The organism is Streptomyces sp. NPDC111606 (genome assembly GCF_055656945.1).
This window is the reverse complement of sequence record NZ_JBVKBY010000001.1, coordinates 871,579-896,475: the sequence shown is the minus strand read 5'-3', so window position 1 is coordinate 896,475 and position 24,897 is coordinate 871,579. Positions and strand designations below refer to the sequence as shown.

The window sequence follows — 24,897 nt, the reverse complement described above, 5'->3', positions numbered from 1 at the left end:
CAATTCCCGGGGGCCAACCCCCGGACCCCCGGCCGGAGACCCGACTCGCCCGAGGAGTGTCAGTTCTGCCCCGTAGAATCACCCTGTGGCAGGACGGATCAATGACGAGGACGTGAAGGCGGTACGGGACGCGGTCCCGATCGACGCCGTGGTGTCCGAGTACCTCCAGCTGCGCAACGCCGGGGGCGGGAACCTCAAGGGGCTGTGCCCCTTCCATGACGAGAAGTCGCCGTCCTTCCAGGTCAGCCCGAGCAAGGGGTTCTTCCACTGCTTCGGCTGCCAGGAGGGCGGCGACACCATCACGTTCGTGATGAAGGTCGACCACCTCTCCTTCTCCGAGGCGGTCGAGCGGCTCGCCGGCCAGGCCGGCATCACCCTGCGCTACGAGGAGGGCGGGTACAACCCGTCGCACCAGCGCGGTGAGCGGATCCGCCTGGTCGAGGCCCACAAGGTCGCCGCCGACTGGTATGCCGAGCAGCTGGCGAGCGGCCCCGAGGCCGACACCGGCCGGATCTTCCTCGCCGAGCGCGGCTTCGACCAGGCCGCCGCCGTCCACTTCGGCGTCGGCTACAGCCCCCAGGGCTGGGACCACCTGACCCGCTATCTGCGCGGCAAGGGCTTCACCGACAAGGAACTGCTCCTGTCCGGGCTGTCGCAGGAGGGCCGCCGCGGCCCCATCGACCGCTTCCGGGGCCGCCTGATGTGGCCGATCCGCGACATCGGCGGCGACGTGGTCGGCTTCGGCGCCCGCAAGCTGTACGAGGCGGACAACGGACCCAAGTACCTCAACACCCCCGACACGGCGATCTACAAGAAGTCCAACGTCCTCTACGGCATCGACCTCGCCAAGAAGGACATCGCGAAGTCGAGCCGCGCGGTCGTCGTCGAGGGCTACACGGACGTCATGGCCTGCCACCTCGCCGGCGTCACCACCGCCATCGCCACCTGCGGTACGGCCTTCGGCGGCGACCACATCAAGATCCTGCGCCGACTGCTCATGGACAACGGCTCGGCCCGCGTCATCTTCACCTTCGACGGCGACGCGGCCGGCCAGAAGGCGGCCCTGCGCGCCTTCGAGGACGACCAGAAGTTCGCGGCGGAGACGTACATCGCCATCGCGCCGGACGGCATGGACCCCTGCGAACTGCGCCTGGCGAAGGGCGACGACGCGGTCGCCGACCTGGCCGAACCGCGCACCCCGCTCTTCGAGTTCGCGCTGCGCCAGATCGTCCTGCGCTACGACCTCGACACCCCGGCGGGCCGAGCCGCCGCGCTGGACGAGGCGGCCCCGATCGTCGCCCGCATCAAGAACAGCGGCGCCCAGCACGAGGTGGCCGTCCAGCTCGCCGGCCTGCTCGGCATCCTGGACACCCAGTTCGTCGTCAAGCGGGTGGCACAGCTGGCGCGTTGGGCACGCGACCGGGGCGGCCGCGGCCCGGCCCCGCAGTCCCGCGACTCCCGTCAGTACGACGCCGCCCCCGGCCCTCGCAGCTCCGGGCCGGCCCTCACCCTGCGCAACCCGGTCTACGCCACCGAGCGCGAGCTGCTCAAACTCGCCCTCCAGCGCCCCGAGTTGGCCTCCCCGGCCTTCGACGCGTACGGCGTCGACGAGTTCACCGCCGCGCCCTACGCCGCCGTACGCCAGACGATCATGGACGCGGGCGGCGCGGAGTACGGCATCCAGGACCCGCAGGAGTACCTGGTCCGCGTCCGCGAGGCGGCTCCCGACGACCAGGTCCGCGCGATGGTCACGGAGTTGGCGGTCGAGCCGATCATGCGCCGCACCGTGGACGAGGTGTACGCGGGCACGGTGCTGGTCCAGGTCCGCCGCCGCGCGGTGGAGCGCCGGATCCGCGACATCCAGTCCCAGATGACCCGCCTGTCGACGGGCGGCGACCCCGCCCAACTCGCCGCCGTGCAGAACGAACTGTGGGTGCTGCAGCAGTACGACCAGGCATTGCAGGGGCAGGGCGCCGCGGCGCTCTGACCGATCCGCGGGCTTCCGCGAACGGCAGGGTAACCACGCGGTCACGGACCGGACGCAAAAAGTCACCGCACGCCCCTCGTGGCGGCGATGTGTCGTACTCCACACTGGGTTCCGGTGCCTGAGTCCTCGGAGCGCGGCCGACCCGTTCCCCACGGGTCCCACACCCCCGCGGTTCCGCTCATCGCGTACGGGACGGACAGCGGCGAGGCCGCCGACTCCGCCCTCGAAGCAGCGCTGCCGTATGCATCGGCAGCGATCATCCTGGAGGTCGCCCCCGTGCAGACCCAGACCCTGATCGAGACCGACAAGAGTACGGACGGCACGGAGCCGGACGCGGAGACCGACGTTCTCGTCGCGGTCCCGCCGCAGAGCCGTGTCGCGCACCACCCCGAGTCGGAGCCGGGGGCCACGCCCGAGCCCGCGGAGCCGCCCGTCGGGGCGCTGGACGGCGGCACCGACGCCGCCCAGCCGGTGGAAGCACCGCTGCCGGCCCGCTCTCGCGCCGCCGACAACAGCGGACCCTCCTCCGACCTGTTCCGCCAGTACCTGCGGGAGATCGGCCGCATTCCCCTGCTCACCGCGGCCGAGGAGGTCGAGCTCGCCCGCCGCGTCGAGGCGGGCCTGTTCGCCGAGGAGAAGCTGAGCACCACCCCCGACCTGGAGAGCCGCCTCGCCCTCGACCTGGACCGCCTGGTCGTCATGGGCCGGATGGCCAAGCGCCGTCTGATCGAGGCGAACCTGCGCCTCGTCGTGTCCGTGGCGAAGAGGTACGTCGGCCGCGGGCTGACCATGCTCGACCTCGTCCAGGAGGGGAACCTCGGCCTGATCCGGGCCGTCGAGAAGTTCGACTACGCCCGTGGCTACAAGTTCTCGACGTACGCCACCTGGTGGATCCGGCAGGCCATGTCCCGCGCCCTCGCCGACCAGGCCCGCACCATCCGAGTGCCGGTCCACGTCGTCGAGTTGATCAACCGGGTCGTCCGCGTCCAGCGGCGCATGCTCCAGGAACGCGGCTACGAACCGACGCCGGACGAGGTGGCCGCCCACCTCGACCTGCCGCCCGAGCGGGTCAGCGAGGTGCTGCGGCTGGCCCAGGAACCGGTGTCGCTGCACGCGCCGGTGGGCGAGGAGGACGACGTGGCGCTCGGCGACCTCATCGAGGACGGCGACGCGGCGTCGCCGGTGGAGTCGGCGGCGTTTCTGTTGCTCAGGGAGCACCTGGAGGCGGTGCTGTCGACTCTGGGCGAGCGCGAGCGCAAGGTCGTTCAGCTGCGGTACGGCCTCGCGGACGGGCGCCCGCGCACGCTGGAGGAGATCGGCCGCATCTTCGGCGTGACGCGGGAACGCATCCGCCAGATCGAGTCGAAGACCCTCAACAAGCTCAGGGATCACGCATTTGCGGATCAGCTGAGGGGCTACCTGGACTGATGCCGTCTGCGGGCCGGTGGGGGTTGGTCGCGCAGTTCCCCGCGGCCCTCAGGTGCGTGCAGTCAGCGCCCTTCAGGGGCGCGGGGAACTGCGCGACCAGCCACAACGGACCCGCAGCCGCCCCGCGACACCACGTGACACCCCCGAACGCGACTCAGTCCACCTCCGCCACCGCCTGCGCGAACTGCGCCTTGTACAACCGCGCGTACGCCCCGTCGGCCGCCAACAGCTCCCCGTGCGCGCCCTGTTCCACGATCGAACCGTTCTCCATGACGAGGATCGTGTCCGCGTCCCGGATGGTCGACAACCGGTGTGCGATCACGAACGACGTGCGCCCGTGCGCCAGCTTCGCCATGGCCTTCTGGATCAGGACTTCCGTACGGGTGTCGACAGACGACGTCGCCTCGTCGAGGACCAGGATCACCGGATCCGACAGGAACGCCCGAGCGATGGTGATCAGCTGCTTCTCACCGGCGCTGACCCCGCTGCCCTCGTCGTCGATCACCGTGTCGTACCCGTCGGGCAGCGTACGGATGAACCGATCGGCGTGGGCGGCACGGGCCGCCTCCTCGATCTCGCCCCGGGTGACCTCCCGAGAGGCGCCGTACGCGATGTTCTCCGCGATCGTGCCGCCGAACAGCCACGTGTCCTGCAGCACCATCCCGATACCGGCCCGCAGTTCGTCCCGGGACATCCGGGCGATGTCGACCCCGTCGAGGGTGATCCGCCCGGACGAGACGTCGTAGAAGCGCATCAGCAGGTTCACCAGGGTCGTCTTGCCGGCACCCGTGGGCCCGACGATCGCGACCGTGTGCCCGGGCTCCACCGCCAGCGACAGGTCCTCGATCAGCGGCTTCTCCGGGTCGTACCGGAAGGACACGCCCTCCAGCGCCACCCGCCCCCGCAGCTCCTCCGGCCGCACACCCGGCACGGGATCCGCGTCCTGCTCCTCGGCGTCCAGCAGCTCGAAGATCCGCTCCGCCGACGCGACACCCGACTGCACGAGGTTCGCCATCGACGCGACCTGCGTCAGCGGCATCGAGAACTGCCGCGAGTACTGGATGAAGGCCTGCACATCTCCGATGGACAGCGAGCCGGACGCCACCCGCAGACCGCCGACCACCGCGACCAGGACGTAGTTGATGTTCGACACGAACAGCATCAGCGGCTGCATGACCCCGCTGTTGAACTGCGCCTTGAACCCGGCCTCGTACAACGCCTCGTTCTGCTCGGCGAACTGCTGCGCCGACTCCTCCTGCCGCCCGAAAACCTTCACCAGGGTGTGCCCGGTGTACATCTCCTCGACGTGCGCGTTGAGCTTGCCGGTCGTGCGCCACTGCTGCACGAAGTGCGGCTGCGACCGCTTGCCGACGCGCGTGGCGACCACGAACGACAGCGGTACGGTCACCAGCGCGACCAGCGCCAGCAGCCATGACACCCAGAACATCATCGCCAGCACACCGATGATGGTGAGCACGGAGTTGATCAGCTGGCCCATCGACTGCTGGAGGGTCTGCCCGATGTTGTCGATGTCGTTGGTCGCCCGGGACAGCACCTCACCGCGCCGGCTCTTGTCGAAGTACGACAGCGGCAGCCGCGACATCTTCGTCTGGACGTCCTCACGCATCCGGTACATCGTCCGGTTCACGGCCCGGTTCACCAGCCGCGTCGCCACCGCCATCAGCAGACCGGCGACGAGGAACACGGCGAGCGCGAAGAGCAGTACGTTCCCCACCGCGTCGAAGTCGATGCCCTGGCCGGGCGTGAAGTCGGTGCTGCGCAGCATGTCGGCGATCTGGTTGTCGCCGCGCTCCCGCATGGCCGCGAGGACCTGCTCCTTGCTCATCCCGGACTCGAACTGCCGCCCGACGATGCCCGCGAAGACCAGGTCGGTGGCGGTACCGAGGATCTTCGGCCCGGCGACCGACAGGCCCACGCTCACGACCACGCAGACCAGCAGCGCGTAGATGGTGACCCGTTCGGGCTTGAACTGCGCGACCAGCCGCCTGCCCGAGACCTTGAAGTCCAGCGAGCGCTGATCGGGGCCGCCGCCGGCCATCATCCGCCCCATCGGCCCGGCCATCAGGCAGCCTCCGCTTCCGTCAGCTGGGAGAGCACGATCTCCCGGTAGGTCTCGTTGTCCGCCATCAGCTCGTGGTGCCGGCCCGTGCCGACGACCTGCCCCTCGTCGAGCACGACGATCCGGTCCGCGTCCCGGATGGTCGCCACCCGCTGGGCGACGATGACGACGGTCGCCTCGGCGGTCTCGCGCCCGAGCGCCGCACGCAGGGCGGCGTCGGTGGCGTAGTCGAGGGCGGAGAAGGAGTCGTCGAAGAGATAGATCTCCGGACGCTGGACCAGCGTCCGCGCGATCGCCAGCCGCTGCCGCTGACCACCGGAGACATTGGTCCCGCCCTGCGAGATCGGCGCGTTCAGGCCGCCCTCCAGCCGCTCGACGAACTCCTTGGCCTGCGCCACCTCGAGCGCCTGCCACAGCTCCTCGTCCGTCGCGTCCGGATTGCCGTAGCGCAGGTTGGTCGCCACGGTCCCGGCGAACAGATACGGCTTCTGCGGCACCAGTCCGACGGTCCTGGCGAGCACCTGGGGATCGATGGCCGCCACGTCCTCCCCGTCCACGAGCACCCGCCCGTCGGTCGCGTCGAACAGCCGCGGGACGAGCCCCAGCAGGGTCGACTTCCCGCTGCCCGTCGAACCGATGACGGCGGTCGTCTCGCCCGGCAGCGCGACCAGGTCGATCGACTTCAGCACCGGCTCCTCGGCACCCGGGTAGCGGAACCCGGCACCCCGGATCTCCAGATGACCGTGCCGGCGCAGCTCCCGCACCGGCGCGACCGGCGGCACCACGCTCGACGACGTGTCCAGGACCTCCTGGACGCGCTCGGCGCAGACCTCCGCGCGCGGCACCATCATGAACATGAAGGTGGCCATCATCACGGACATCACGATCTGCATGAGATAGGCGAGGAACGCCGTCAGGTCACCGATCTGCATCCCGCCGCTGTCGATGCGATGGGCGCCGAACCACACCACTGCGATCGAGGACAGGTTCACCACCGTCATGACGATCGGGAACATCAGCGCGAGCAGCTTGCCCGTCCCCATCGCCATGTCGGTGAGCTCGACGTTGGCCTTGCGGAAGCGGTGCTGCTCGTACTCGTCGCGCACGAAGGCGCGGATCACACGGTTGCCGGTGATCTGCTCGCGCAGCACCCGGTTCACCGTGTCGAGGCGCACCTGCATGGCCCGGAACAGCGGCCGCAGCCGGCGAACGATCAAGGTCACGCTGATGCCGAGGACCGGCACCACGGCCACCAGCACCGCGGACAGCGGCACGTCCAGGCCGAGGGCGAGCACGATGCCGCCCACGCACATGATCGGCGCCGACACCATCAGCGTGAACGTCATCAGCGCCAGCATCTGCACCTGCTGGACGTCATTGGTCGTACGGGTGATCAGCGAGGGCGCGCCGAAGTGGCCCACCTCACGTGCCGAGAACGACTGCACCCGGTCGAAGACGGCGGCCCGCACATCCCGGCCGAGCGCCGCCGCGGTGCGGGCGCCGTAGTACACGGCACCGATGTTGCACACCACCTGCGCCAGCGAGATGCCGATCATCAGGGCGCCGTAGGACAGGATGTAACCGGTGTCGCCGGTGACGACGCCCTTGTCGATGATGTCCGCGTTCAGCGTGGGCAGGTAGAGCGTGGCGCAGGTCTGCAGGAACTGCAGCAGCACCAGCCAGGCGATGGGTTTTCTGTAGGGCCTGAGGTAGGTCCGCAGAAGTCGTATGAGCACGCTGCTTCTCTCGGAGTCGACGACGGGGCGATTGGTTGCCCCTGGCCCCTATCGTCGAACACTCCGGCCGCGTTACCTCAACCGATTAATCCGTCAGAGCCGCTTCATACGGCCTTCCGGGTGCGAACTCCTACCGGTCTCTTACGTTCCACCGGGCCGCGCGCCGCGGCACTACGGCCGGAACGCCCCCGGATGCGTCTGCTCCCGCACCGACACGAACTGCTGCCGCACCGCCTGCCCCACCGCCAGCTCCTCACCCGGCTCCAGGACCTGCGCGGATGCGCCCTGCCAGACCGGCGGGGTCCGCGGGTCGAGCGTGCCCTGCGACACGCCCAGCGCCCAGGCGGCCTGCCGGGCCGCGCCGATCGCCGCGTAGTCCGCGGGCTGCGGTACGACGACCTGCGCACCGAAGAGCATGGGCGCCGCCGCCTGCACCGCCGACAGCTCGGCCGCCGCACCCAGCAGGAAGATCCGCCGCACCTCGACACCCCGCCCGCGCAGCACGTCCAGCGCGTCCGCGAGCCCGCACAGCATGCCCTCGAACGCCGCCCGCGCCAGATGCTCCGGCTTCATCGACTCCCGCCGCAGCCCCGCCAGCATGCCCGCCGTGTGCGGCAGATGCGGCGTCCGCTCACCCTCCAGATAGGGCAGCAGCACGAGGCCGTGCGAGCCCGGCGTCGACTTCATCGCCAGGTCGGACAGACCCTCCAGATCGGCCACGCCGAGGAGTTCGGCGGCGCCACGCAGGGTGCGTACGGCGTTGAGGGTGGTGACGACCGGGAGGTGCATGCCCGTCGCATCGGCCAGCGAGGTGATCATCCCGCTGCTGTCGACGAGTGCCTCGGGGTGCACCGCCATCACGGACCCGGAGGCGCCGAGCGACACCACGGCGTCGCCGAGCCCGATGCCGAGCCCGAAGGCGGCGGCCATGGTCTCGCCGGTCCCCGCCGAGATCAGCAGCCCCTCCGGCGTCGTACCGGCCGCTTCGGCGGGCCCGATCACCTCGGGCAGCATCGCCTGGTGGCCGAGCGCCAGCTCGACGAGATCGCTGCGGTAGGCGCCGGTCGCCGCCGACCAGTACCCGGTGCCGGAGGCGCCGCCGCGGTCCGTGGTCCTTCTCACAGGCCGGCCGAGCAGCTGCCACACCAGCCAGTCGTGCGCCTGCAGGAGAACGGCGGCGCGTACGGCGTTCTCCGGCTCGGTCTTGGCGAGCCAGCGCAGCTTCGTCACCGGCTGAGCGGCCTGCGGCACACACCCCACGGCCTGTGCCCACGCCTCGCGTCCCCCCAGCGCGTCGATCAGATCGGCCGCCGCGACCTGCGCCCGCTTGTCGCCGCCGACCATCGCGGGGCGCACGGTGTTGCCCTGCGCGTCGAGCGGCACCACCGCGTTCTGCTGCGCCGACACGCCGATGGCCTGCACACCTTCGAGCAGCCCGCCGCCCGCCGCCTCACCGAGGGAGAGCAGCCAGGCCTGCGGATCCACGTCGGAGGGGCGCGCGGTTCCGTCCGGCGACTCCACCGGGTGCGGGGCATACCCCTGCCTGAGCACGGCGCCTGTGTCCGCGTCGCAGACGACGATGCGAGTGAAATCGGGCGAACTGTCCAACCCGGCGACTATCCCCATGGCCCAAATTGTGCCGTAGCGCTGCGCTTGCTTGGGCCGTGGGCGTCGTAGGGGGTGCGTGCAGGATTTCGGGTGCGGGTTGTGTGGGGCTGGTCGCGCCACGCGGCGGAGCCGCAAATCGACCCAGCCCCGCGCCCCTGGCGGCGTCGCAGGGACCGGCGCCCAAGAGGTACTGATACCCCAAGCATCCGACAGGTCCTGTTACGTGTTGCTGGTGCCCCAGTCGTCCTCTGCGCCTCCGTTGTGGGCGCTGCGTTCGCGCAGGGAGCGGACTCGTTGGGCGACGGACTCGGGGACTCGGTCGCCCACCTTGTCGCTCACCGTGTGGTAGGCCTTGCCGGCGAAGACGCGGCCCTGTTGTGCCGCCGTCTCCGCGGTGTTGCGGACGGCGGGGTTCTGCGCGACCTGGCGCGCGGACTTCTTGAGCTGCTCGTAGCGCTCGCGTCCGGCGCGTGTGCCGAGGACGTAACCGACGGCGAGTCCGATGACGAACGTGAGTCGGTAGCGCATGGCGGCCACCCTTCCCTTGCGTAGGTCCCTGGTGCGTCGGCGCCGGGGGGAACCGATTGGCGGAGCACCCCCCTGCTTGCGCTAATGTATGTGTCGCAGCGAGCGCACGCCCCCTGGCGAATACCCAGGTAGGTGCGTTCGATGCAAACGAGGCATTCCTCCGTAGCTCAATTGGCAGAGCAGCCGGCTGTTAACCGGCAGGTTACTGGTTCGAGTCCAGTCGGGGGAGCTCGGTCCTCCGTAGCTCAATTGGCAGAGCAGCCGGCTGTTAACCGGCAGGTTACTGGTTCGAGTCCAGTCGGGGGAGCATGCTGAAGAGGACCCCGATGGGGTCCTTTTTCATGTGTGATCACCTGTCGTGGGAACCGTGCAGGTCGTGGGGGAGTCCTTGAGGGCAGGCGAAGTCGACCATACGAAGCAGGAGATCGTATGAGCGGCTATGCTGCGGCAGACGGCGCGCACACATGTACGCGACACGCCGCTATGGGGCGGTAGCTCAGCCGGTTAGAGCAGCGGACTCATAATCCGTCGGCCGTGGGTTCGAGTCCCACCCGCCCCACCACGCACCATCCGTGCAGAAACGATGCGACCAGCCCGTTGCCGGGAGTTCACTCGCAGACGATCTCGTCACGCGGCTTGTAGTGGGTGCGGAACGGCTCTCGTTTCAGCTCTCGGCCGTCGGCGACGAACACCCGTTGCACGGCGACGTCGAATCCCTCCAACGGAGTCTGCGGCACGCACTGTTTGTCGGTGCTGACCTTCTTCGCCGGCTCCTTCACGTTGGTGCGCGGTCCCGTGATCGAGCCGATCTCGTCGTACTTCCTGGTGCCGAGGAAGGTGATGGTGACGGACGTGTCGGTGGACTCGGCCTGGATGTAGATGGCGTTGCCGGAGTCGTTGTTGAACTTGAGGTCGAGGCTGCCCCAGGCGACCGTCGCCTCGCGGCCCTCCGGGTAGCGCTCGATGTAGAACGAGTGGGCGCCGTACTCCACGGGGTCGACCCCCGCGAAGAACATCGCGTTGAACATGGTCGTCGCCACGGCGGAGACGCCGCCGCCGGGGGCCTTGTGGAACTCGTCGTTGAGGATCATGACGCCGTCGACGAAGCCGTTGGCCTCGGTGCGCTCGCCGACGGTGCGGTTGAAGCTCCAGGTCTTGTTCGGCATGACGAGGGAGCCGTTGATGAGTTCCACCGCGCGGCCGATGTTCCGCGAGCGGTACGGCGCCGGCTCGAAGTTGACGGTGAAGGACGACATCCGCTCGCGCAGCCCGAGTCGTTCGACGTTGTCGCGGGTCACCTGAGGCTCGCTCACGTGCGTGGCGATCTCGCCGCTGCGGGCGGCGCCCGTCCGCCTGAGCAGCGGCATGACGGCCTTGCTCAGCGCCTTGTCGGTGATCACGTGGCCGGCCCGGCCGTCCTCGGCCACCGCGACCCTGTTGCCGACGAGGCGCAGATCGGCGTTCCGGGCGGTGCTGGGCAGTACGGACAGCGGACGGTCCACCTCGGGGTCGGCGCGCAGGCCCTTGGCGTCCAGCCTCGGGGTGAGCCGGCCGCCGTCGTCCGGGCGCATCGTCAGGTACTCGCCGAGGAGGGGCTGGTCGATCGTGAAGCGATGGCCGGCGGCGTCGAGGGTGACCGGCGCCGACATGGCCGGGCGCGCGAACTCGCGTACGGCTCGCTGCATCTCCCGGTCGGTGACCTTGGGCTTGGTCTCGCGGGTGGGCAGGGTGGTGACGGCGTCGGCCTTGCCGTTCCGGAAGGCCGTGCGCAGCGGGTCGACCGCGGCGTCCTTGTCCAGCGCGTGGCCGCTGTGCGGGGCGATCTCGTGGACCTCGCCATCCGTGAAGGTGACGGCGCCGTCGCGGACCCTCTGGTCCAGGGACTTCGCCAGCTTTCCGAGGGCGGCGTGGGCCTTGTCCTCGTCGACGTCCACGACCGGCTCGACGGGGCCGCCCGAGCGGAAGAGGCCGCCGATCACGGTGAACGGATCGGCGTCGTGGGTGCGCGCCGCCCGGTCGACGGTCTCCCCGAAGTCGAGGGTGATGCCCGCCTGCCGTGGATCGACCGTGCCCTTGCGGTCACCGACCGTCACGGCCAGCTCCCGCGAGCCGGTCGGGCCCAGCCGCTGCTCCAGCTTCTCGATGGCTGCCGCACGGCTCAGGCCCCCGATGTCCACACCGCGCACCGTCGTCCCGGCATCTATGTCGCCGCCCGCGAGCAGCAGCCCGGCGAGATACAGCCCACCGACACCCAGGGTCAGGGCGCCGCCGGCCAGGGCAAGGGGCGGAATGGCGGCGATGCGGGATGGTGAGGCGTTCGGAGGTTCGGAGGGGGCGCGCAGGCGCATGGGTCTCCCGGGCGGACGATCGACAGGACGGCGACGCGTCGGATGACGCGCCGCTGTGCGCGAGGCAAACGCATCCAGCTAGCCACAATCGGGCGAAAACGTATATGTCCCAGGCCACGTATGTTTCGGATCACGCGCCGTGTCTCACCGACGGGCCATACGGACGCCGCCGACTGGGCGCCCTCGGGGGCGGCTGAACGCGTCGCGCGTGGCCGTGTGCCCGGTGCCGCTCGGGCGGAGGGTGTGCGGGATCACACAGGGGTCGGACCGTGCCGGTGGTTGATGTGTTGCGCCGGAGCGTGCGGGGTGGGCCGGGCAGGTCCGGGGGGCCCAGGGTCCTGGTCCGGCGTGGGCTGCTCCGGCCTTGGCGCCGCGGATGCGGTCTTGGTTGCCCGGGGTGGGCGCGTGGGCGGGTGGCGGTGCCGCAGGGCGGAGGGTGTGCGACCGGGCCGGTCGTTTGGGCCTACCGGGCTCGACGGGTCCCGCACGCGCATCTGCCGCGGTGCCGACGCTTCGCGCTCGCCGCCCTTGTCGCTCCCTGCACCGGACCCCGCTCGGGTCGGCTGAAGAAGCAGTACCTCCCAGCGGACCCGAGCCGAACGACGGGCCCTAGCCCTCCGCCTTCACGGCGAGGACCGGGCAGTCCACCCCCAGTAGGATCTGCTGGGCCGCCGAGCCCATGATCAGCTTGCCGACCGCGCTGCGGCGGCGGAGGCCGATCACCACCAGCGACGCGTCCATCGTGGCCGCCATGTCGATGATCTCCGCGGCGGCGTCGCGGGCGCCGAGGACCTGGCGGATGTCGAAGTCGACGCCCAGCGCCGCGAGGTCCTCACGCACGTGCGAGAGGTCGGGTTCCTGGGCGAAGCGCGGGTCCACGTACGCGTCGCCCCGGGTCGTGTTCACCACCAGCAGCTTCTCGCCGCGCCGCCGGGCCTCGTCGATCCCCGCGCGCAAGGCCGCCTCACCCTCGGGGGAGGGGACGTAGCCGACCAGGATGGTCATCTCGGTCTCCAGCTGTCTCGGATGTCTCGGGTCTGGGTGTCTGGATGTGTCACGCGGTGCTGCCCCGCGTGCGCAGGGGACGTACGACGAACCTGCCTATCAGCGGCCACGCCAGGACCAGCACGATCGCCGCGTAGACCGTGTACGACACCGGGCCGCCCAGCAGCCCCGACAACTCGCCGCCGGAGAGCTGGAGGGAACGGCGGCCCTGCAACTCCGCGCGCGGTCCCAGGATCACGCCCACGATCAGCGGCAGGACCGGCAGTCCGAAGCGGCGCATCGCGAAGCCCAGGAGGCCCAGGGTGAGGAGGATGAACAGGTCCAGGGGCTGGGCGTTGACCGCGTACGCGCCCATCGAGGCGAAGAAGAGGATGCCCGCGTACAGGTACGGCCTCGGGATCTGCAGCAGCTTCGCCCAGGCCGGGGCCAGCGGGAGGTTCAGGAGAAGAAGCAGCAGGTTGCCGACGAACAGGCTCGCGATCAGGACCCAGACCAGGCTCGCCTCGCGCTCGAAGAGCAGGGGGCCGGGCTGGATGCCGTACGACTGGAAGGCGGCCAGCATCACGGCCGCCGTGGCGTTGGTCGGGAGGCCGATCGCCAGCATGGGGACCAGCGTGCCCGCCGCCGACGCGTTGTTCGCGGCCTCCGGGCCCGCCACGCCCTCGATCGCGCCCTTGCCGAACTCCTCGGGGTGTTTGGTGAGCCGCTTCTCCGTGGCGTACGACAGGAAGGTCGGGATCTCCGCGCCGCCGGCCGGCAGAGCGCCGAACGGGAAGCCGTACGCCGTGCCGCGCAGCCACGGCTTCCACGAGCGCTTCCAGTCGTCCCGGCCCATCCACGGGCGGCCGACCGGGATCACCTCGGTCGGCTTGCGGCGCAGGTGTGCGGCCACCCACAGGGCCTCGCCGACCGCGAAGATGCCGACCGCGACCACGACGACGTCGATGCCGTCGGCCAACTGCGGTATGCCGAGCGTGAGTCGTTGCTGCCCGGAGACCGAGTCGATGCCGACCAGGCCGATCGTCAGGCCCAGGAGCAGGGAGATGAAGCCCCGGATGCGGGACGAGCCCAGCACCGACGTCACCGCAATGAACGCCAGCAGCATCAGCGCGAAGTAGTCGGGCGCACCGAGGCTGACCGCGAAGTCGACCACGAACGGGGTGATCAGGACCAGCAGCAGGGTGCCGATCATGCCCGCCACGAAGGAGCCGATCGCCGCCGTGGCGAGGGCCTGGGCCGCGCGGCCCGCCTTCGCCATCCTGTTGCCCTCGATGGCGGTGACCACGGACGACGACTCGCCGGGGGTGTTGAGGAGGATCGAGGTCGTCGAGCCGCCGTACATGCCGCCGTAGAAGATGCCGGCGAACATGATGAACGCCTGCACCGGCTCCATGCCGTAGGTGACCGGCAGGAGCAGGGCCACCGTCATCGCCGGGCCGATGCCCGGCAGGACGCCTACCGCTGTGCCGATGATCACGCCGACCAGGGCGAGCAGCAGGTTCAGCGGGGCCATGACGTCCGCGAAGCCCTGCATGAGGTTGTTCAGGTTGTCCATCGCGGCCTCACAGGATTCCTTGCAGGACACCGGCGGGGAGGTTCACGCCGAGGCCGATCGCGAACGCGTAGAAGGTCGTGAGGGAGAGCGTCACCGCTATCAGCAGGTTGCGGACGTAGTGGCGGTTGCCGAGGGCGAACGCCGTCCCCCAGAAGAGCAGGGCGCCGCTGATCACCCAGCCGAGCCGCTCGATGAGCAGCGCGTTCGCGACGAACACCGCGACCAGCAGGAGTACGGTGCGCCAGTCGCTGCCGCCCGACAGGTCGACGTCCTCGCCGGCCTCCGGCTCACCGTGGCCGCCCCGGGCCACGTCGACGGCGTACAGCACGGCGAGCAGCACGAGCAGCGCGCCCAGGATCAGCGGGACCGCGCGCGGGCCGACCGGGTCGGTGCCGCTGGTGATGTGCGGGATGCCTAGGGCGTCCACGATCACCGCGGTGCCCAGCAGGGCGAGGAACGCGCACACACCGTACTGTGCGCGGTCCCCGCCCTCCCGGGGCGGAGGGGAGTCCTCCACGGTCCGTTCGTCCTTCACCTCGGAGCTCATGCCAGCCCGAGCTCTGCCAGCAGGTCGGCGACCGCCTTGTCCTGCTCGGTGAGGAAGGTGCCGAATTCGTCACCGGTGGCGAAGGCGTCGACCCAGCCGTTCTTCTTCAGCTGCGCCTTCCACTCCTCGGAGTCGTGCATCTTGGTCATCGAGTCGACCCAGGTCTGCTGCTGCTCGTCGGTGATGCCGGGAGGGGCCACGATGCCACGCCAGTTGGTGAAGACCAGGTCGATTCCGGAGTCCTTGAGGGTGGGGGCGTCCTTGAGCGCGTCGATGGGCTTCTCGCTGGTCACCGCGAGGACCCGCACCTGCCCGGCCTCGATCTGGTCGAGGAACTCACCGAACCCGCTGGCCCCGAACGCGATCTTGTTGCCGAGGATGGCCGGAAGCAGCTCGCCGCCGCCGTCGTACGAGATGTAGTTGACGTCCTTCGGCTTGATGCCGACGGCCTTCGCCAACTGCATCGGCAGGAGGTGGTCGGGGCCGCCCGGCGACGAACCGCCGCCCACGGCGAGCTTCTTGGGATCCTTCTTCCAGGCGGTGACGAGGTCGTCCATCGTCTTGTACGGGGAGTCCTTCGGCACGACGATCGCGCCGGCCTCCTCGATCAGCTTGGCGACCGGGGTGGTGTCGGTCAGCGTCGCCTTCGACTTGGAGGTGTACGAGGCTCCGACGACACCGAGGCCCATCTGCATGGCCATCTTGCCGTTGCCCTTCTCGTTCACCAGGCGCTGCAGGCCCACGGTGCCGCTGGCGCCGGGCAGGTTGAACACCTGGATGCCGGAGGCGACCTTGGTGTCCTGCATGACCTGGGAGACGGTGCGGGCGGTGAGGTCGTAACCGCTGCCCGGGGTGTTGGGGACCATGAGCCTCAGGCCGGTCACGGGCTTGCCGGACCCGCTCCCGCTTCCGGACTCCTCCTTGTCGGCGGTGGCGCCACAGGCGCTGACCGCGACCATCGATACCGCGGCCAGTGCTCCGACAAGTGCGGCTCGTCGAGTTCTCATGGCTCATCTCTTTCGCTCGGCCCGTTCCGGCGCCATGATTGTGCGGTTCCTGAGACACCCCGTCTCGGTTGTGTGACCATTGAAGGTTGAGTTCATAGTGGTCATAACGTCACGGTCGCCGTCCCGAAAACAGCGGCGTCAGACTCTCGCCGGCGAGCTGCTCGTATGGCAGCTCGCCATTGTCGTGATCGTGCTGGCCGCCGTGGCCGCGGTGTCGCTGGCGCAGTCGAAGGCGACCTTCGACCGGGTCGAGGGACGCCGGGTGACCGCGCTCGCCGAGGAGATGGCGGGCAACCCCCTCGTGCGCACCCAGCTCGTGCGGCCCGCCCCGGCCGAGATGCTCGCCCCCCTCCTGCAGTCCACGCTGACCAGGTCCGGCGTCACCTCCGCCGCGGTCGCCGACGCCGACGGCGAGATCGTCGCCGCCACCAACCCCACGCTGGTCGGCACACGGATGCCGTCGGACGGCCCGCAGGTCGCCGGGGGCCGCGGCTGGTCCGGCGAGCTGCCGGTGAACGGCGTCACCCAGCTGGTCGCGCAGGCGCCGGTGCTCGGCGCGGACCTCGACAAGGCCGGGGACCACCTCGGCACGGTGATGATCGGGCGGGCGTCGCCGTCGGTCTGGCAGCGGCTGGTGGGCGCCTCGTCGTATCTGCTGGTCTACCTCGGCGTCGCCAGCGTCCTCGGGGTGGCCGGCTCCTGGCTGCTGGCCCGGCGGATCAAACGGCAGACCTTCGGCATGGAGCCGCGCGAGATCGCCGGGCTCGCCGAACACCGGGAGGCGATGCTGTTCGGGATCGCCGAGGGCGTGGTGGCGCTCGACCCGCAGCAGCGGCTCACGCTGGTCAACTCGGTCGGCCGCAGACTCCTGGACCTGCCCGAGGCCTGCGTCGGGATGAGCCTGGCCGACCTCGGGATCGAGGGGCGGCTGTACGACGTCCTGGCCGGGACCGCACCCGAGGGGGAGAGCGCCGATCCCGCACGGCGCGACGAGGTGGTCGTACGCCGGGGCCGCGTGCTGGTGATGAACCGGATGGACGTCACCAAGGACGGCCGCCGCCTGGGCTCGGTGACCACCCTGCGAGACCGCACCGAACTGGCCCAGCTGGAACGGGAGTTGGGCTCCTTCCGCAGTACCACCGAACTGCTGCGCGCCCAGGCCCACGAATTCTCCAACCAGCTGCACACCATCTCCGGGCTCATCCAGATCGGCGAGCACGACGAAGTCGTACGGTACGTCCGAGCCCTGCGCAAGCACCGCGAGTCGCTCGACCTGAACCTCACCAGCCGGGTCCGCGACCGGGCCGTCGCCGCGCTGCTGATGGCCAAGTCGGCGCTCGCCGCGGAGCGCAAGGTGCGGTTGAAGATCTCCGAGCGCACGGCACTGGACCGGCTGGAGCCGACGGACTCCGCGGATGTGGCGACCGTACTCGGCAACCTCGTCGACAACGCGGTCGACGCCGCCGCGAGCGGTTCCCGAGCGGGGGACGACGACCACGAGGCCTGGGTCGAGGTGGAACTGCGCCAGGACGCCTCCAGCGTGGAGATCGTCGTACGGGACTCGGGGCCGGGCGTGGCTCCGGAGCTCGCGCAGGAGGTGTTCTCGCACGGGTTCACCACCAAGGCCGCGCAGGGCGGCGACCGGGGGATCGGCCTGGCGCTCACCCGGCTGGTGTGCAAACGCCGGGGCGGCGAGGTGTCGGTGACCAACACTCGGGCAGGCGCCATGTTCACCGCCCGGATGTCCGTCGGCCGCCCGGCCGAACGAGTGACGGAGGCAGTCCGATGATCGACGTACGGGACACACGGCACGTACTGGACGTGCTGATCGTGGAGGACGACTTCATGGTGGCGCGGATCCACCGCGGATTCGTCAACGACGTCGACGGGTTCCGGGTGATCGGCACGGCGAACTGCGGCGAGCAGGCGCTCACCGCGGTGGCCGAGCTGCAGCCCGACCTGGTCCTGCTCGACCTCTACCTCCCCGACATGTTCGGGCTGGAGATCATCCCGCGGCTGCGGAGCGCCGGGCACGACTGCGACGTCATGGTGATCAGCGCGGCACGTGAGTCCGAAGCGGTCCGGGACGCCGTACGCCAGGGCGTCGTCGACTACCTGCTCAAGCCGTTCGACGCGGAGGACCTGAGGGCGCGGCTCGAGCAGTACGCCGCGCGACGGAGCAACCTGTACGCGGCCGTGGTCAGCGGGCAGTCCGACGTCGACCGGGCGCTGGCGCGGGGCGCGGCGCCGACCGCCGCGGCCACCCTGCCGAAGGGCATGAGCGTGGAGACCGCCGAACTGATCGAACGCGAGCTGCGCACGGCCGACGGCAGCCTCTCCGCCGCCGAGTGCGCGGCCCGCCTCGGGGTCTCACGGGTCAGCGCCCGACGCTACCTGGAGCACTTCAGCGTCACGGGGCAGGCGGAGGTGTCCCTGCGGTACGGGCATGCGGGGCGGCCGGAGCGGCGGTACAGCTGGCTGGACGGTTAGGGCCTCTCCCACGCCAGGCTGCCGTCCTGATCGACCGCGCCGGCCAGCTGGACGATGTCGTCGGAGGCGACGTCGTGCAGCCTGGCCGCCAGGTCCTGCAGAGCGCGGCTCGCGGCGAGCTCGTCGCCGATCTCGGGGACGGACCGGTCGACCGGGTTGCGGTGGGCCGTGCCCCGGCCGGTGACGGCCTGCCTGTCCTCGGTCGTGTCCTGCGTGGTCAGTACGGCTTCGGCGCGGGTGTCGTCGCCGTCCTCGGTGATGTGGATCCGAACGGTCCAGTGCTTGTCTTCCATCGAGATCACTTCCGTACGGGTTGGGAACCCCACTGACGAGAGTGCGCCCGTTTTGCCGGGCAGGCACCGGCGCCGGCGCGAGAAGCCGAGTCCCCCAGGGGTGCCCTCCTCCCCCGGAAGTAGCCCGGCGCGCACCCGCTCCTGCCGCGGAGGCATGACAAGTGCCTCCGTGGGCACGATGTGCCGAAAGGTTGCGGAGAGCAGGCTGGTCGCAACGGACCCGGGATACGAGGAGGGCGCCATGAACCGCCAGACCCACGTTCGCGTTCGTGTCACCCGCCGGCCTGCCGCTCCCCGTGACACGAGGGGCGAGATCGACCGGCGCACTCCTTCGGGGCGGATCCTGCCGTACTGACTCAGGTGACCGGGTCGAGCTCCAGAGGCTCGACCTTGCCCTCCAGCATGGTGCCGAGGCCCTGTACGGCGCAGACGTCCGGCCGCTCGGCGATGTGGACCGGCATGCTCGTGGCCTGCCGCAGCATCTCGTCGAACCCGGGCAGCAGCGCACTGCCGCCGACCATCATGATCCCGCGATCGGCGAGGTCGGCGACCAGGTCCGGTGGGCAGTCCCGCAGCACCTTGCCGATGCTGTCGAGGACGGCGGTGAGGGGGGTCTGGATGGCGTCCCGTACGGCGGCGGTGTCGACCTGGACGGAGCGGGCGAGGCCGGTGCAGACGTCCCGGCCGTGGATCTCGGTGGAGGCCGGGCCCTGAGGGGTGAGCCCGTTGCCGGACAGGGCGAGCTGCAGGGGCCGTACGTTCTGGCTGGGCAGCATCAGCTCGTGCTGGTGGCGCAGGTGCTGCACGATCGCGTGGTCCACGGCCTCGCCGCCGACGCGGATGCGTTCCGCGGTGACGATGTTGCCGAGCGAGAGCACGGCGACCTCGGTCGCGGCGGCTCCGCACACCATGATCATGCTGGCCTCGGGCTGCTCCACGGGCAGACCGCACCCGACCGCGGCGGCGATGAGGGTGTCGACGAGCTCGACGCGCCGGGCCCCGAGTCCGACCAGGGTCTCTATCGCGGCGCGCTGGGCGAGCGGGTCGGGGTCGTGCGGCGTGCACACGGCGGCGCGCAGGAAGGGCTTGCGGCGCAGGGCGCGGCGCATCTTGTCGCCGAGGAGGTGCCGCAGCATGCGCTGCGCCATCTCGATGTCGACGACGGTGCCGCCGGAGACGGGCCGTACGACGCGGATGTAGTCCGGGGTGCGGCCGGTCATCTTCTCCGCGAGCTCGCCGACCGCGATGAGGGCGCCGGTGCGGGTGTTGACGGCGGCGGCGGAGGGCTGGTCGACGACGAGTCCGGCGCCCTTCACGTAGACGCGGGTCCTGGCAGCCCCCAGGTCGACGGCGAAATGGCAGCGGCGCAGCTGCTCCAGTGTGGCGGTCATGGGGGTCCTCCCGAGAGCGCAGACCGTGGGTCCGCCGGGTTGGGTGGCGGGCCTCCGTGACATCGATCGTGCGGGCGGCGGGGAGGGGGGCGCCTTCTGGAGGGGGCCGGGTGGGGTGCCGCTGAATGGGGGGTTTTGTATCTGATGGGGGGTCAGGTCGGTGTGTCGGGTCACAGGGAGCGGACTGCGTCGAGTATGGGCCGCAGGGAGTCGACGATCACGTCGCAGCCGGCCTTGCGCAGGCGGCGGTCGGCGGCGGGGGAGTCGGCGTAGCCGATGACGGGGAGGTCGAGGTGCCGGGCGGCGGTGACCTCGGCGGCCGTGGAGGAGATCACCAGGCCGCCGGCTGAGCGGCCGAAATGGTTCAGCGCGAGGCGGAGGCACTCCGGATGGGGCATCAGCAGCGGACCGCGTCCGTAGGCCGCCGTCAGGGGCACACTCCGGAAGTCCACATGGCGATGGACGGCCTGCTCGCAGAAGTCCGTGACGACGGCCACCCGGCGACCGGAGTTGTGCAGGCTGCGGACGAGGTCGGCGGCCTGCGGGGTCGGGCGGGTGCTGGACACGGCCCGCAGTTCGAGTGTGTCGAGGCGGTCACGCAGGACGGGCGCGAAGCTGCTGTCCGCGAAGGCACGCAGAACGTCCAGGGGGTGTACGAACTCCTCCTGGAGCGGGACGGGACCACTGCTGTCACCCATGAGCGGACGGCCGGCCAGCGCGTCCTCCGGGTCGCGGTGATCGACGACGAGGGAGAGCAGGTCGAGAGCGGCGCTGCGGGCGGCCTGCGTGGAGAACGGCCTGGCCAGGGGCCCCTCGAAGCCGAGCAGCACGTATTCGGCGCGGAGCAGGAGGTCGGTCAGGGGCGGGGGCGTGCCGAACGACCGCGGCGGCGTGGCAGGTGCCGGCCGTTCCTCGGCTGTCAGCCGCACCGAGCATGTCGCGGAGAGCCCCGGCACCGGCCACGACCTGCGCAGCCCGGTCTCCACGGCCTGCTGCGCGGCGCCCGCCCGGCGCAGCGGGTAGCGACGGGTGATGCGCGACGCCTGGCGGAGGAAGTGGTCGAGCAGGTCGTTCGCCACGTGCGTGACCTCGCCGCGGACGAAGGCGACCGGGGAGGCCACATGCCAGGAGATCTCGACCGACGCGGCGAAGGTGCCGCCGGAACTCGGGAGGGCCACATGGTGGTTCGCACGGTGGGTGGTGAGGTCGACCTCGTAGTACGTCACGGTGCGGGGGCGGCGTACGCCCCAGGGGCGGGCAGGGTCGAGGACGGTGAGGGGCCCGTCGGGCTGGGTGTGGACGATGGCCATGCGGCCGGGGTCCGAGGACAGCAGCGCCAGGTCGGGGGTGGTGAAGGGGCCGCGTACCAGGTCGCGGGGTGAGGTCTCCTGCGCTGCTGCCCGCAGGGACAAGGGGCAGTACCAGGCGATGGGCGGGGACCCTGTAGTACTGCGGTGCAGTGGCAGGAACGCCGATGTGCTGGAGAGCTCCGCGTGCAGCTCCGGCGAGACGACGACCGTGATGTCCGCGGTGATGGACTCCAGGGCGGTCCGCACATCGACGGGGATGGCGGACTCGTCGGCGCCTGCGATCCACGGCGTGTGCCAGAACGTCACCCGGAATCCCGGTGGGTCGTCCAACTCGGCGAGTGCGACCGGAAGCTGGAGCAGCGCGGTGCTCACGACCGGCAGGACGGTGGCGTCGGGCTCGGTGAGGACGACGTAGCCGTTGTCGCGGGCCAGCACTTCGTACTGGTCCTGCGGCAGTGCGGCGGACAGCATGCGGTCCGCGGCTCGGCCGAGGACACGGTGGGCCTCAGGATGCTCGCTCAGACCCTCGGCCTCGAGGACGATCGTCGGGCGCGGGGCGGCACGCAGCTCGTGGTACAGCTCCTGCAGGGCCGGTTCGATGGGTTCGCCGTACTGCCGTTGCCGGTACTCCTCGTAGGACTCGTACGCCTCGATGGCCTCGGCGATGCGCCCCGACCGTTTCAGCGCCACGATGTGCAGCCGACGGAAGTCCTCGCGGTCCGGGTGGTCCCGGACGAGGGTGGTGAGATCGGTTGCCGCCCGTCCGAAGAGGCCCAGTTCCAGGTCGATTTCGGCGCGCGTGGCGTACAGGCTGAGGCGCAGGCCGCGCAGTCGGGCACGGGCGGCCTTGGCGGCGGGGCCGGGAATGCCGAGCAGCGGATCGCCGTAGAACAGGCTCAAGGCATCCTGAATCAGGGAGCGTTGGGCATCCAGGGCCATGTCGTCGGTGCGGTCGGCGATCAGCTCCTCGACGTGCTGTACGTCGATGTAGTCGCCCGGCAGATGGAGCGCGTAGCCGTCGGGGAGTTCGGCGAGGGTGCCGGGGCCGAGGCATTGGCGCAGGCCCGAGGCCATCCCGCGAAAGCGGCGTACCGCCTCCGTGGCCGACGGAGGCTGCTCCCACAGTCCTTCGGTCAGTTTGTCGAGGCCGACGCGGCGACCGTGCTGGAAGAGGAGCATGCACAGCAGGGCCTGGGCCTCCGGGGACGGGAGGGTGAGGAAGCGGCCGACGCGTCGGATGTTGAGCGGGCCGAGCATGGTGACGCGCAGCCGGTCGGCCTCCGTCTCACCCGTCGCCCAGGCGAAGGCGGTCGAGTTCGGCAGCCGCCGTACGGTGTCGACCAGGTCATTGCCCCGCGTCAGTTCCGCCATGATCCGCTGGAAGCGCAGGCTGACCGGGCTGTGCGAGGCCAGGTCCCTGAGCAGCGACCGGAACAAGAGGAAGTCCGACTTCCGGTCGTGTGCCTCCGCCTGCTCCCCCAGCGCGAATCTGCTGATCACCACTGATCCGTCCGGCCGCAGCAGCAGGCCGTCCCAGCCCTCCTGCCCGCGCAGCAGGCCGCGCTCGTGCAGGGCCTCCAGCGCCGGCACGACATCCGCGACCAACTGGGCGAACACCCGGAAGGAGACCCCCGGCCCGCTGCCCAGCTGCAGTTCGGCCAGTGTGACGCCGTCCGTGAACTCGGCGACCAGATAGGGCGTTTCGCCCTCGACGCCGTAGTCGAGTACGCGGACGACGTTCGGATGCCGCAGCCCAGCCAGCGCCCGCGCCTCCCGCAGGAACCGTTCCTGAGGGGCGTCCTGGGGCGGATAGCGGTGCACGACCACGGGCGCGTCGGTCCACGCGTCGACGGCCGCCCACATGCGCCGGCTCGGCCCCCGCCGCCCCAGTAGCCGATACCGCCCGGCGAAGAGGCCCGCCGTCGCACCGTCGCCGAGCCGCCGCACCGTCTCCGCACTGACCGTCGCGAACGCCGGCCCCGACCCACCGTCTCCGTCCGCCCCCCGTCCCCGCCGGACCTCCGCCCGGAACTCACCCGCCGCGACCCCCGCCCGCTCGTCGATCAGCCCGCCCACCCGGGCCAGGAACTCCCGCGTGCGCGTCCGAGCCGTGCGTGGCAATGACCGCAGCAGCAACTCCCGTACGCCCGGACGGAACGCGTACGACCCCGGCGGCCCGCCGGTCGCCGTCAGCATGCCGCTCAGGATGATCTCGGCCAGGTGCTGGGGGCGGGGGCTGCGGTCCAGGGCGCGTTGGACGAGGCGCATCACCGGCAGGGAGGGGTCGGCCAGGGCGAGATGGCCCGCGATGCGGAACGCCTCCGGGGACGCGGTCGCCCGGAAGCGCAGCACCAGGTCCTGCGCCGGCAACGACGCGACGTCGGGGGCCGGTTCGGCGGGCGGTAAGGGCGCTGGTGGCAGCCAGGCGAGGGAGCCGGGTGCGTGGCCGCCGCCCGGCGCGGCGATCAGGGCGGCCCAGTTGGCGAGCCAGGCCGGGGACGGTTCCAGGACGGGGAGGGGGACGGCCCGGTCGTACGCGTCGTGCGGGTCGTACGGCGTGAACGTGAGCGTGGTGGACGGTGCCGCCGAGGCCGGCGTGGTGAGCAGGCCGGGGGCGGCGGGCAGGGCCGTGGTGTGCCACAGGTGTTCGGGCAGTGGCTGTACGACGGCCAGGGGCATGCGGGACGCCCAGCGGCGCAGGGTGCGGTACCAGCGGTCGCCCGCCGGGCCGGGGCGCCATTGCGGGCCCATGCAGTCGCTGACGATCAGGGTGACGGTGCGGCCGTCGGCGAGCGCGGGGACGTGCGGGGCGCGACCGTCGGGGCCGGCGCGGTGCACGGTGACCGTGCGGAAGATGCCCGACTGGGCGAGCACGGTGTGCAGTTCGCGCACGAGGGGACGCCAGACGGGCATCGTCGGGCCCGCGTCGTGGACCAGATTGAGGCGCAGCCAGCGGTCGGGGGCCGGGCGCAGGACCGGCAGCCAGACGTCCGGGTGCGCGCCCAGCCGCGCGATCCGGTCGGCGGTGGCGTGCTCGTCGAGGAGCCGGGCACGGGGCGCGGGCACCTTTCGCTTGAGGGGACGCAGGGCGCGTTGCAGGGCCAGGGGGTGGGTCAGCATCGGGGGCGCGGGGGCGAGCAACGGGGTACCGCCGCGCGGGCGCTGCGGGTCGGGGTGGGGGGACTCGGACTCCGGGAGGTGGAGGGGGATGCGGTCGTCGCGGGGTGGGGTGGGGGGCTGGGGGTGTTCGGGGGGTGATGGGGCGGGGTGTGCCGGTAAGGCGGTGGGGGTGCGGGGCGTATCGGCGGGCGCCGTGGGGTGGGTACGGCTGTCGGGCGCCGCCGCCCGACCGGGACCGCTGCCCTTCCCTGCGCTCAACTGCCGGGCGAACCACAGCAGTTCGGCGATCTCGCGGGACGTGGGCCCGGCCTCCGGGGAGGCGTCCGCAGGCGCGCCGGCGGCCAGGACGGCGGCCAGCCGGGCAAGGGCAGGCAACTCGCGCCCGTCAGCGTCCCGCCCGCCGGCGTCCCTCCCGTCCGGCCCCCGCTCCTCAGGACCCGGTGCCTCGGCCCCCAGCCCTTCAG

The 24,897-nt window shown here is 71.0% G+C and carries 16 protein-coding genes and 3 tRNA genes; 7 read left to right on the top strand and 12 right to left on the bottom strand.

Annotated elements, in window-relative coordinates:
- The first annotated feature begins 85 nt into the window (after positions 1-85).
- Together dnaG and ACZ7M7_RS04130 are read left to right on the top strand one after the other, a co-directional pair.
- The gene (dnaG, locus tag ACZ7M7_RS04135; RefSeq protein ID WP_472112578.1) at positions 86-1,987 is read left to right on the top strand and encodes a DNA primase; all 1,902 of its coding nucleotides are present in this window, start codon (positions 86-88) and stop codon (positions 1,985-1,987) included.
- Between the two features lie 114 nt (positions 1,988-2,101).
- Positions 2,102-3,415: an RNA polymerase sigma factor gene (locus ACZ7M7_RS04130; RefSeq protein ID WP_472112575.1), complete on the top strand. Its 1,314-nt coding sequence runs from the start codon at positions 2,102-2,104 to the stop codon at positions 3,413-3,415.
- A gap of 154 nt (positions 3,416-3,569) precedes the next feature.
- On the opposite strand, the gene ACZ7M7_RS04125 is transcribed toward ACZ7M7_RS04130, so the two are convergent.
- From ACZ7M7_RS04125 to ACZ7M7_RS04110, 4 genes are all read right to left on the bottom strand, one after another.
- Positions 3,570-5,498 carry an ABC transporter ATP-binding protein gene (locus ACZ7M7_RS04125; protein ID WP_383624464.1) on the bottom strand — a complete coding sequence of 643 codons (1,929 nt, stop codon included), beginning with the start codon at positions 5,496-5,498 and terminating at the stop codon, positions 3,570-3,572.
- Positions 5,498-7,231, bottom strand: coding sequence for an ABC transporter ATP-binding protein (locus ACZ7M7_RS04120; protein ID WP_383595521.1), 1,734 nt, complete (start codon positions 7,229-7,231; stop codon positions 5,498-5,500). The genes ACZ7M7_RS04125 and ACZ7M7_RS04120 overlap by 1 nt, the downstream gene beginning before the upstream one ends.
- A gap of 171 nt (positions 7,232-7,402) precedes the next feature.
- On the bottom strand, positions 7,403-8,857 hold the full coding sequence (locus ACZ7M7_RS04115; RefSeq protein ID WP_369270864.1) for a xylulokinase: 1,455 nt from the start codon (positions 8,855-8,857) through the stop codon (positions 7,403-7,405).
- A 201-nt stretch (positions 8,858-9,058) separates the two neighbouring features.
- Positions 9,059-9,367: a YtxH domain-containing protein gene (locus tag ACZ7M7_RS04110; protein ID WP_328881859.1), complete on the bottom strand. Its 309-nt coding sequence runs from the start codon at positions 9,365-9,367 to the stop codon at positions 9,059-9,061.
- A gap of 156 nt (positions 9,368-9,523) precedes the next feature.
- On the opposite strand from ACZ7M7_RS04110, the gene ACZ7M7_RS04105 reads away from it, so the two are divergent.
- The 3 genes from ACZ7M7_RS04105 to ACZ7M7_RS04095 all read left to right on the top strand — a co-directional run bounded on the left by ACZ7M7_RS04105 (position 9,524) and on the right by ACZ7M7_RS04095 (position 9,929).
- Positions 9,524-9,596 (top strand) — tRNA-Asn (locus tag ACZ7M7_RS04105).
- Between the two features lie 5 nt (positions 9,597-9,601).
- A tRNA-Asn gene (locus ACZ7M7_RS04100) sits at positions 9,602-9,674 on the top strand.
- Positions 9,675-9,852: 178 nt separating this feature from the next.
- Positions 9,853-9,929: transfer RNA gene (locus ACZ7M7_RS04095), tRNA-Ile, on the top strand.
- 46 nt (positions 9,930-9,975) lie between these two features.
- Here ACZ7M7_RS04095 and ACZ7M7_RS04090 read toward each other — a convergent pair.
- The 5 genes from ACZ7M7_RS04090 to ACZ7M7_RS04070 all read right to left on the bottom strand — a co-directional run bounded on the left by ACZ7M7_RS04090 (position 9,976) and on the right by ACZ7M7_RS04070 (position 15,781).
- Positions 9,976-11,715, bottom strand: coding sequence for a VanW family protein (locus ACZ7M7_RS04090; protein WP_472112571.1), 1,740 nt, complete (start codon positions 11,713-11,715; stop codon positions 9,976-9,978).
- Between the two features lie 609 nt (positions 11,716-12,324).
- Entirely contained in the window at positions 12,325-12,720 is a 396-nt protein-coding gene (locus ACZ7M7_RS04085; RefSeq protein ID WP_383595527.1) for a universal stress protein, read from the bottom strand.
- Between the two features lie 49 nt (positions 12,721-12,769).
- Positions 12,770-14,275, bottom strand: coding sequence for a tripartite tricarboxylate transporter permease (locus ACZ7M7_RS04080; RefSeq protein WP_383595530.1), 1,506 nt, complete (start codon positions 14,273-14,275; stop codon positions 12,770-12,772).
- A 7-nt stretch (positions 14,276-14,282) separates the two neighbouring features.
- Entirely contained in the window at positions 14,283-14,822 is a 540-nt protein-coding gene (locus ACZ7M7_RS04075; RefSeq protein WP_472112567.1) for a tripartite tricarboxylate transporter TctB family protein, read from the bottom strand.
- Entirely contained in the window at positions 14,819-15,781 is a 963-nt protein-coding gene (locus tag ACZ7M7_RS04070) for a Bug family tripartite tricarboxylate transporter substrate binding protein (protein WP_472113913.1), read from the bottom strand. Before ACZ7M7_RS04070 ends, ACZ7M7_RS04075 begins: the two co-directional genes overlap by 4 nt.
- 145 nt (positions 15,782-15,926) lie before the next feature.
- Here ACZ7M7_RS04070 and ACZ7M7_RS04065 point away from each other — a divergent pair, with 145 nt between their 5' ends.
- Both ACZ7M7_RS04065 and ACZ7M7_RS04060 read left to right on the top strand, forming a co-directional pair.
- Positions 15,927-17,618, top strand: coding sequence for a sensor histidine kinase (locus ACZ7M7_RS04065; RefSeq protein WP_383624456.1), 1,692 nt, complete (start codon positions 15,927-15,929; stop codon positions 17,616-17,618).
- Positions 17,615-18,319, top strand: coding sequence for a response regulator (locus tag ACZ7M7_RS04060; RefSeq protein ID WP_472112564.1), 705 nt, complete (start codon positions 17,615-17,617; stop codon positions 18,317-18,319). Before ACZ7M7_RS04065 ends, ACZ7M7_RS04060 begins: the two co-directional genes overlap by 4 nt.
- Here ACZ7M7_RS04060 and ACZ7M7_RS04055 read toward each other — a convergent pair.
- The 3 genes from ACZ7M7_RS04055 to ACZ7M7_RS04045 all read right to left on the bottom strand — a co-directional run bounded on the left by ACZ7M7_RS04055 (position 18,316) and on the right by ACZ7M7_RS04045 (position 24,808).
- Positions 18,316-18,612, bottom strand: a complete 297-nt coding sequence (locus ACZ7M7_RS04055; RefSeq protein ID WP_383595541.1) for a DUF1876 domain-containing protein — start codon at positions 18,610-18,612, stop codon at positions 18,316-18,318. The genes ACZ7M7_RS04060 and ACZ7M7_RS04055 overlap by 4 nt on opposite strands.
- A gap of 356 nt (positions 18,613-18,968) precedes the next feature.
- Entirely contained in the window at positions 18,969-20,003 is a 1,035-nt protein-coding gene (gene mreB / locus ACZ7M7_RS04050; protein WP_383595544.1) for a rod shape-determining protein, read from the bottom strand.
- A 170-nt stretch (positions 20,004-20,173) separates the two neighbouring features.
- Positions 20,174-24,808 carry an SAV_2336 N-terminal domain-related protein gene (locus ACZ7M7_RS04045; RefSeq protein WP_472112561.1) on the bottom strand — a complete coding sequence of 1,545 codons (4,635 nt, stop codon included), beginning with the start codon at positions 24,806-24,808 and terminating at the stop codon, positions 20,174-20,176.
- Between the last annotated feature and the right edge of the window lie 89 nt (positions 24,809-24,897).

Bases quoted from the DNA above. Each gene is read 5' to 3' on its own strand.
- ACZ7M7_RS04110 (WP_328881859.1), bottom strand. From the start codon at position 9,367: ATGCGCTACCGACTCACGTTCGTCATCGGACTCGCCGTCGGTTACGTC.
- mreB (WP_383595544.1), bottom strand. From the start codon at position 20,003: ATGACCGCCACACTGGAGCAGCTGCGCCGCTGCCATTTCGCCGTCGAC.
- ACZ7M7_RS04070 (WP_472113913.1), bottom strand. From the start codon at position 15,781: ATGGTCGCGGTCAGCGCCTGTGGCGCCACCGCCGACAAGGAGGAGTCC.
- ACZ7M7_RS04075 (WP_472112567.1), bottom strand. From the start codon at position 14,822: ATGAGCTCCGAGGTGAAGGACGAACGGACCGTGGAGGACTCCCCTCCG.
- ACZ7M7_RS04125 (WP_383624464.1), bottom strand. From the start codon at position 5,498: ATGGCCGGGCCGATGGGGCGGATGATGGCCGGCGGCGGCCCCGATCAG.
- ACZ7M7_RS04055 (WP_383595541.1), bottom strand. From the start codon at position 18,612: ATGGAAGACAAGCACTGGACCGTTCGGATCCACATCACCGAGGACGGC.
- ACZ7M7_RS04060 (WP_472112564.1), top strand. From the start codon at position 17,615: ATGATCGACGTACGGGACACACGGCACGTACTGGACGTGCTGATCGTG.
- ACZ7M7_RS04080 (WP_383595530.1), bottom strand. From the start codon at position 14,275: ATGGACAACCTGAACAACCTCATGCAGGGCTTCGCGGACGTCATGGCC.
- ACZ7M7_RS04115 (WP_369270864.1), bottom strand. From the start codon at position 8,857: ATGGGGATAGTCGCCGGGTTGGACAGTTCGCCCGATTTCACTCGCATC.
- ACZ7M7_RS04090 (WP_472112571.1), bottom strand. From the start codon at position 11,715: ATGCGCCTGCGCGCCCCCTCCGAACCTCCGAACGCCTCACCATCCCGC.
- ACZ7M7_RS04085 (WP_383595527.1), bottom strand. From the start codon at position 12,720: ATGACCATCCTGGTCGGCTACGTCCCCTCCCCCGAGGGTGAGGCGGCC.